This window comes from Micromonospora sp. DT227 (assembly GCF_049841835.1).
Classification (GTDB): Bacteria; Actinomycetota; Actinomycetes; order Mycobacteriales; family Micromonosporaceae; genus Micromonospora.
Genome location: NZ_JBNCLA010000009.1, coordinates 123,359 through 130,156 on the forward strand (window position 1 = coordinate 123,359; position 6,798 = coordinate 130,156).

Consider the following 6,798-nt stretch of genomic DNA (forward strand, 5'->3'; position numbering starts at 1 on the left):
CCCGCACATCCGGACCGGACGACGCACGACACGTGAGGAGCCAGGCATGGCAGTGCAGACCGGACTCGGCGAGCCGCGCGGCCCGTGGTTCGTCTCCCCGGAGCTGGACCCGGACGGACGCGGTCCCGACGGCGTACCCGGATCCGCCCGGCCGGCGGGGCGACGGAGCTGGTCGGACCGGCTGTTGAGCGCGGCGGCGGTGGTGGCGCTCTCCACCGTCTCCGGCGCGGCGGCCGGCACCTGGGCGGCCGACCGGGGCGCACCCGGCCCGTCCGCGGCCTCCGCCGCGCCGGTGCCGGCCGAGCTGGTCACCGCCGCCGGCAAGACGGTGCCCGGGGTGGTGTCGGTGATGGTCGGCGGGAAGTCCGGCGCGGGAGCGTCCGGCTCCGGCTTCGCCATCGACAACGAGCAGCACATCGTCACCAACGACCACATCCTGGCCCGGGGCGGCGCCGGCCCGGTGACGGTGGAGACCTCGGACGGGCGCCGGATCGCCGCCGAGGTGGTGGGCCGGGCGCCGGACAGCGACCTGGCCGTGCTCAAGGTGCCCGCGTCGGCCGGGTTGCCGCCGCTGCCGCTGGCGAAGCCGAACGGGACCCGGGTGGGCGAGCCGGTGCTCGCGGTCGGTTCGCCGCTCGGGCTCGCCGGCACGGTCACCGCCGGTATCGTCAGCGCGCTCAACCGGCAGGTCCGGATCGGCAACGGCCGGCACACCGCGGTGCAGACGGATGCCTCCATCAACCCGGGCAACTCCGGCGGGCCGCTGGTGAACGCGCGCGGGGAGGTGGTCGGCGTGAACACCGCCATCGCCACCATCGACGGGAACGGCTCGATCGGCATCGGCTTCGCCATCCCGATCGACCAGGTGCAGCAGACCGCCGACACGATCATCGGCCGGGGCGGCTGAGCTGCGCGGACAAGCCGGAACTGTCGGATATCCGGCGTGGGACCATCGGACCATGGAAATATTACGCTGAGTATGGATACTGGCGGAGGTGGAGCAAGCTGTCATCGCGGCCCTCCTCCTGGTGGGCCTGGTCATCGGCGCCGGAGTCGGCGCGTCGTACGCCCGTGCCAAGCGCGGCTGGAAGGACTACCAGACGGTCCGTACCAGCGTGCCGGGCGCGCGGCGCAACGCCTGGGCGGCGATCCGCGGCGTGGCCGTCAAGCTGGCCGTGATCGCCCTGCTGCTGGTCGGCGCCGCCGCGTACGCGGCGTCCGGCACCGGTCAGGAGCGGGCCGGTCCGGCCCCGACCGGCACCCCTACCCCGAGCCACCGTCCGGGGCGCTAGCCTCGGGGCGTGGACGACGGACTGCGGGTGACCGACCGGCTCGTGGTGCCCGCCGCCGAGCTGCGCGAGCGGTTCTCCCGGTCGTCCGGGCCGGGCGGGCAGGGCGTCAACACCACCGACTCCCGGGTGGAGCTGAGCTTCGACCTGGCCAACTCGCCCAGTGTGCCGCCCGCGCTGCGGGAGCGGGCCCTGGGCCGGCTCGCCGGCCGGCTGGTCGACGGCGTGCTGACGGTCACCGCCAGCGAGCACCGCGCCCAGTTGGCCAACCGGGAGGCGGCCCGGGAGCGGATGACCGCGCTGCTGCGCGAGGCGGTCGCCCCGCCGCCCAAGCCACGCCGGCCGACCCGTCCGTCCCGGGGCGCGAAGGAGCGCCGGCTGGCCGAGAAGAAGCGGCAGTCCCAGCGCAAGCGCGACCGCCGGGTGGACGGCGACTGACCGGCCCGCCCGGTCCGGCCACCCCGGGGGTTGAAACGCAGGCGTCGAAGCGCTTCAATGCGTACGGGAGCGTCAGGGCCGTCACCGACCATCGTCACGTGACAGGAGTCCCGTACGCATGTCCCGAATCCGCCTGCGCGCCGCGCTGACCGCGGTCGCCGCGCTGCTGCCCGTCCTCGCCCTCGGCCTCACCCTCGTCTCCGTCACCCCACCGGCCGCCGCCGCGGCCGTCGCCCCGATCCGGGTCATGCCGCTCGGCGACTCGATCACCGGGTCGCCCGGCTGCTGGCGGGCCGTGCTCTGGAACCGTCTCCAGTCCACCGGCTACACCGACGTCGACTTCGTCGGCACGCTCGGCCCCCAGGGCTGCGGCGTGCCCTACGACGGTGACAACGAGGGGCACGGCGGCTACCTGGCGACCAACATCGCCAACCAGAACCTGCTGCCGGGCTGGCTCGCCGCCACCCACCCCGACGTGGTGCTCATGCACCTCGGCACCAACGACGTGTGGAGCAACATCGCGCCCAGCACCATCCTGGCCGCGTACTCGAAGCTGGTGGACCAGATGCGGGCCGCCAACCCGGCCACCAGGATGCTGGTCGCGAAGATCATCCCGATGAACCCGGCGAGCTGCCCGGAGTGCGGGCAGCGGACCGTGGCGCTGAACGCCGCCATCGACGGCTGGGTGGCGGGGAAGACCACCGCCGCCTCGCCGATCGTGGTGGTCGACCAGTGGACCGGCTTCAACACCGCCACCGACACGTACGACGGGGTGCACCCCAACGCCGCCGGTGACCAGAAGATGTCCGACCGGTGGTACCCGGCGCTGACCGCCGCGTTGCGCGGGACCACCCCGACCACCTCGCCGACCCCGACCCCGACCAGCTCGCCGACGCCCAGCCAGACGCCGACCGGGCCCACGCACCCGACCGACAGCCCGTCGCCGACGCCCACGGTCGGCGGCTGCACGGCCACCTGGCGCATCGCCGGTCAGTGGCCGGGCGGCTTCCAGGCCGAGGTGACGGTCCGCAACACCGGCGCCGTGTCGATCCCCTCCTGGGTGGTCCGCTTCGCGCTCACCGGCGGCCAGCAGATCACCCAGGCGTGGAGCGCCCAGGTGGCGCAGGGCGGGACCGCGGTGACCGCCCGGAGCGCTACCTGGAACGGCGCGCTCGCCCCGGGCGCCGAGGCCACGTTCGGCCTGCTGGCCAACGGCGCCGTCCCGAACCCGCCGCCGCTGCCGGCCTGCACGCTGGGCTGACGGTCGTGGTTCGCCTCGCTGATCACCCGGAGTGACGGGGAGGGGAAGCGCATTGCGTGGCGTCCGTATACCTCCTGGGCATATTTATGACCAGGAGGTATACGGCTCGCGGCGGACCTGTCCCCGGCACGCGACACGCCCGGGCGCGCGTCGGCGTCGGCCCGGCGCGGGCACGCGCCGCCGCAGCCGTGGGACGAGCGGGCCTCAGGCCGGGACGACGTGGTCCAGCGCGGCCAGCAGCCGGGCCCGCAGGCCGGCGGCCCGCTCGGCGAACCCGCGCTGGGCGGCGGCGTACTCGGCCCGGCCCTCCGGCGTCTCCACCCGCACCGGCGGGTGGCCCAGGTCGGCCAGGTCGTACGGGCTGGCCCGCATGTCCAGCGTCCGGATCTCCCGCGCCAGCGCGAAGCAGTCGGCCACCAGTTCCGAGGCCACCAGCGGGGAGAGTTTGTACGCCCACTTGTAGAGGTCCATGTTGGCGTGCAGACAGCCCGGCTGCTCCAGCCCGTGCTGGCGTTCCCGGGTCGGCTGGAGCACGTTCAGCGGCCGGGCCGGCGCGGTGAAGAAGCGGAACGCGTCGAAGTGGCTGCACCGCACGCCGCGCTCCTCGACCACCGCCGCGGTCGCCGCCGGGCTCAGCCGCAGCGGCCAGGAGTTGTGTCGCACCTGCTCCTGGGTCTGCCGGTAGACCATCGCCCACTCGTGCATGCCGAAGCAGCCGAGGTGCGCCGGACGGGAGGCGGTCGCCGCCAACAGCGTCCGGATCCAGGCGATGGACTCGGCGCGGCGGGCGCGTACCCGGTCGGTGTCGAGCGTGAGCCCGGCGGCGCCGGCGGTGTAGTCCGGGCCGAGATCGGCCGGGTCGGCGTCGCGCAGCACCACGCCCGCCCCCGGGTGCCAGCGGCGCAACTGGGCCGGCCGGTGCGAGTAGTAGGTGAAGAGGAAGTCCTCCACCGGGTGCTTCACGCCGGTGCGGCGGCGGGCCAGGTGCGGCGTCAGCCAGGCGTCGACCCGTTCCTCGTGGTCGCGCCGGCGGGCCCGCCAGTCGGCCGCGTCGAGCACGGCGGCGGGGGCGAGGGCGGCGGTCACCACCCCAGGGTACGACCGCCGCCCGGCCCACGGTCAGTCCACGTCCACCCGCACGCCGGCGGAGAACACGCCGCTGCGCAGCTCCAACTGCTTCGGCGGCTCGGCCCCGTGCACGGTGAACACCAGCGGCAGCAGCACCCGCCGGCCGGCGGCCACCGGTTGGGCGAACACGTCCCGACCCAGGTTCGCCACCCGGGTGGCGTCCTCGTCCGCGGCCACCCAGTTGCCGCTCGGCAGGTATGCGCGCTGCAACTGCCCGTGCCAGGTCTGCTGCTCCGACGTGAGGTTGCGCACGCCGACCGTGGCCAGGCAGGGTCGCCCGCCGGCCGGCGCCGCCGGCACCACGCCCGCGCCGCAGCTCACCCGGTAGACGGTGAACTCGAACGCGGTCTCGCGCAGCGGTACGCCGAGCGCTCCGGTCACGCTGCTGCCCACCCAGGCGCCGCTGGTCGGCTGCTTGGTGGTGTCCATCGCGGCGACCCGCTGGGTGGCGGTCCAGGCCGCCGCGCCGATCACGCCGGCCAGGACCGCCGCCGCCACGCCGACCGTCAACCAGACCGGCGGTCGGCGACGCCGGACGGTGGGCGTCGGCAGCGCCGGGCGCGGGTAGACCGTGCCCCGGCCTGCCGGACCGCCCACCCCGGGGCCGACCGGCGTCCCGCGGCCGTCCGCCGGACCGGTCGGGACGGCACCGGGCCCGGCGGTGCCCACCGGGCCGATCGGGCCCGTGCCGGACCTGGCGACGCCGGCCGGCACCGGGGCGCCGCGCCGCCGGCGGCGGGCCGCCCACCAGAGCGCCCCGGCGAGGAGCACCAGCAGCGCGGTCGCCGCGGCCAGCAGCACCGGCGGGCGGCGCCAGGCCGGGGCGGCGGTCGCCGGCGCGGTCGGGGCCGGGGCCGCGCCCACCCAGGTCGCCGTGGCGCAGTCGTACGGGCGGGTGCCGTCGGTGCCGTAGACGCAGGCGGGAGCCGTCACCGGACGATCCGGGCCGGTGACCGCGAGCGCGGTGTGCAGCGTGGTGGTGCTCCGCGCCGGCAGGCGCAGCCGCCAGGTCACCTCGCCGGTGGTCGCCCCGACCGGGCCGGTGCGTTGCCCGCCACCGGTGACCGTGGTGGCCCGGGACCCGGTCGGCAGCTCCTGCCGGACCATCGTCTCGACCGGCGCCGGGCCGGCGTTGCGGACCTCGATCCGGTACCCCGGCGCCGGGGTGCCGGCGGCGCCGACGGCCACGCTCACCGGTGGCATCGACGGCTGCACCGGCGCCGGGCCGGTGGTCGGCACCGCGGGGGGCACCGCCGGCACGCCGGTCGGGATCGGGGTGGCCGCCGCCACCGGGCGCACCGGCGCGGCGGCCAGGGCCGGTGGCGGGGCCGACCGGGCGGGCGCGGCGACCGCCCGGGGCGCCGCCGGGGGCAGCGCCGGCACGGCGGCGAGCACGCCGAGGCAGTTCACCAGCACGGCCAGGGTCCTGTGGTGTCGTCTCGATGCAGGCATACCAACGAACCTCCGGACCCGAAGCTATGGGCCGGGGCCCGCCGGGCGGGTACGAAGCCGGCATTTTCCTCCCGGTCGGCGGGACCCGGCGTACCCTGGCGCACCGGTCGAGGCGGGGATCACCTGCCGGTGTCCGGCGGCCGGCCGGCCGGCGCGGGATAGATTGGCCCGGTGCGTATCGCTCGTTTCGCTCATGCCAAGGGAATGTCGTTCGGGGTCGTCGAGGGCGAGCCGGAGGCCGGGCCGCAGGGCCTGACCATCGCCGAGATCGAGGGCCACCCGTTCGGGCAGATCCAGTTCTCCGGCGCCCGCTGGGCGCTCTCCGACGTCCGGCTGCTGTCGCCGATCCTGCCGAGCAAGGTGGTCTGCGTCGGTCGCAACTACGCCGAGCACGCGGCCGAGCACGGCAGCGAGGTGCCGAAGGAGCCGCTGCTCTTCCTCAAGCCGTCCACCTCGGTGATCGGCCCCCGGGACGCGATCCGGTTGCCGATCTTCTCCAAGCAGGTGGAGCACGAGGCGGAACTCGCCGTGGTGATCGGCGCCCCCGGCGCGCGGCGGGCCGACCGGGCCGCCGCCGAGCGGGCCATCTTCGGCTACACCTGCGCCAACGACGTCACCGCTCGGGACCTCCAGCGGTCCGACGGGCAGTGGACCCGGGCCAAGGGCTTCGACTCGTTCTGCCCGATCGGGCCGTGGATCACCACCGGGCTGGACGTCCGCGACCTGGAGGTCCGGTGCGAGGTGGGACGCGATCCGGAGGAGATGGAGGTGCGCCAGCTCGGCCGGACCAAGGACATGGTGTTCGACGTGCCGGGTCTGGTGTCGTACATCTCGCACGTGATGACGCTGCTGCCCGGCGACGTGGTGCTCACCGGCACCCCGGCCGGGGTTAGCCCGCTCACCGAGGGGGATACGGTCACCGTGCGGATCGAGGGGATCGGGGAACTCAGCAACCCGGTCGTTCCGGTCGCCTGATCCGTCCGATGCCTTGTTTCCGCAGCTCAGGTGCGGTTCGGGGGGTTGGATTTGGCCTGCTGGCGGCGGGAGGGTAAAGTTCATTCCCGGCGCCGCAAGGGGCCAATGGGGTATGGGGTAATTGGCAGCCCGACTGATTCTGGTTCAGTTAGTCTAGGTTCGAGTCCTGGTACCCCAGCGCAGCCGAGGGTTCGTGAGAATCCCGGTCGCTGGATTCCGGCAGTTGCCACTGTCGGAGTGCACGAAAAGTTCTGG

Annotated in this window: 7 protein-coding genes and 1 tRNA gene; 6 read left to right on the top strand and 2 right to left on the bottom strand. The window is 75.0% G+C overall.

The features are described from left to right. Positions 1–46: 46 nt before the first annotated feature. The 4 genes from ACLQ2W_RS26650 (at position 47) to ACLQ2W_RS26665 (ending at position 2,988) form a co-directional block, all read left to right on the top strand. Positions 47–907: a S1C family serine protease gene (locus ACLQ2W_RS26650; RefSeq protein ID WP_425789701.1), complete on the top strand. Its 861-nt coding sequence runs from the start codon at positions 47–49 to the stop codon at positions 905–907. 88 nt (positions 908–995) lie between these two features. Beyond that, positions 996–1,292, top strand: coding sequence for a hypothetical protein (locus ACLQ2W_RS26655; protein WP_425789703.1), 297 nt, complete (start codon positions 996–998; stop codon positions 1,290–1,292). 9 nt (positions 1,293–1,301) lie between these two features. Next, positions 1,302–1,727: an alternative ribosome rescue aminoacyl-tRNA hydrolase ArfB gene (gene arfB, locus ACLQ2W_RS26660; RefSeq protein ID WP_425789705.1), complete on the top strand. Its 426-nt coding sequence runs from the start codon at positions 1,302–1,304 to the stop codon at positions 1,725–1,727. Positions 1,728–1,845: 118 nt separating this feature from the next. Further along, positions 1,846–2,988: a cellulose binding domain-containing protein gene (locus ACLQ2W_RS26665; protein WP_425789707.1), complete on the top strand. Its 1,143-nt coding sequence runs from the start codon at positions 1,846–1,848 to the stop codon at positions 2,986–2,988. A 204-nt stretch (positions 2,989–3,192) separates the two neighbouring features. On the opposite strand, the gene ACLQ2W_RS26670 is transcribed toward ACLQ2W_RS26665, so the two are convergent. Beyond that, on the bottom strand, positions 3,193–4,074 hold the full coding sequence (locus ACLQ2W_RS26670) for a 3-methyladenine DNA glycosylase (RefSeq protein ID WP_425789709.1): 882 nt from the start codon (positions 4,072–4,074) through the stop codon (positions 3,193–3,195). A gap of 33 nt (positions 4,075–4,107) precedes the next feature. Next, on the bottom strand, positions 4,108–5,568 hold the full coding sequence (locus ACLQ2W_RS26675; RefSeq protein WP_425789711.1) for a hypothetical protein: 1,461 nt from the start codon (positions 5,566–5,568) through the stop codon (positions 4,108–4,110). Positions 5,569–5,739: 171 nt separating this feature from the next. Here ACLQ2W_RS26675 and ACLQ2W_RS26680 point away from each other — a divergent pair, with 171 nt between their 5' ends. Both ACLQ2W_RS26680 and ACLQ2W_RS26685 read left to right on the top strand, forming a co-directional pair. Continuing rightward, the gene (locus ACLQ2W_RS26680; RefSeq protein ID WP_107156144.1) at positions 5,740–6,543 is read left to right on the top strand and encodes a fumarylacetoacetate hydrolase family protein; all 804 of its coding nucleotides are present in this window, start codon (positions 5,740–5,742) and stop codon (positions 6,541–6,543) included. Between the two features lie 106 nt (positions 6,544–6,649). Then, positions 6,650–6,721, top strand: a tRNA-Gln gene (locus ACLQ2W_RS26685). Positions 6,722–6,798: the final 77 nt, after the last annotated feature.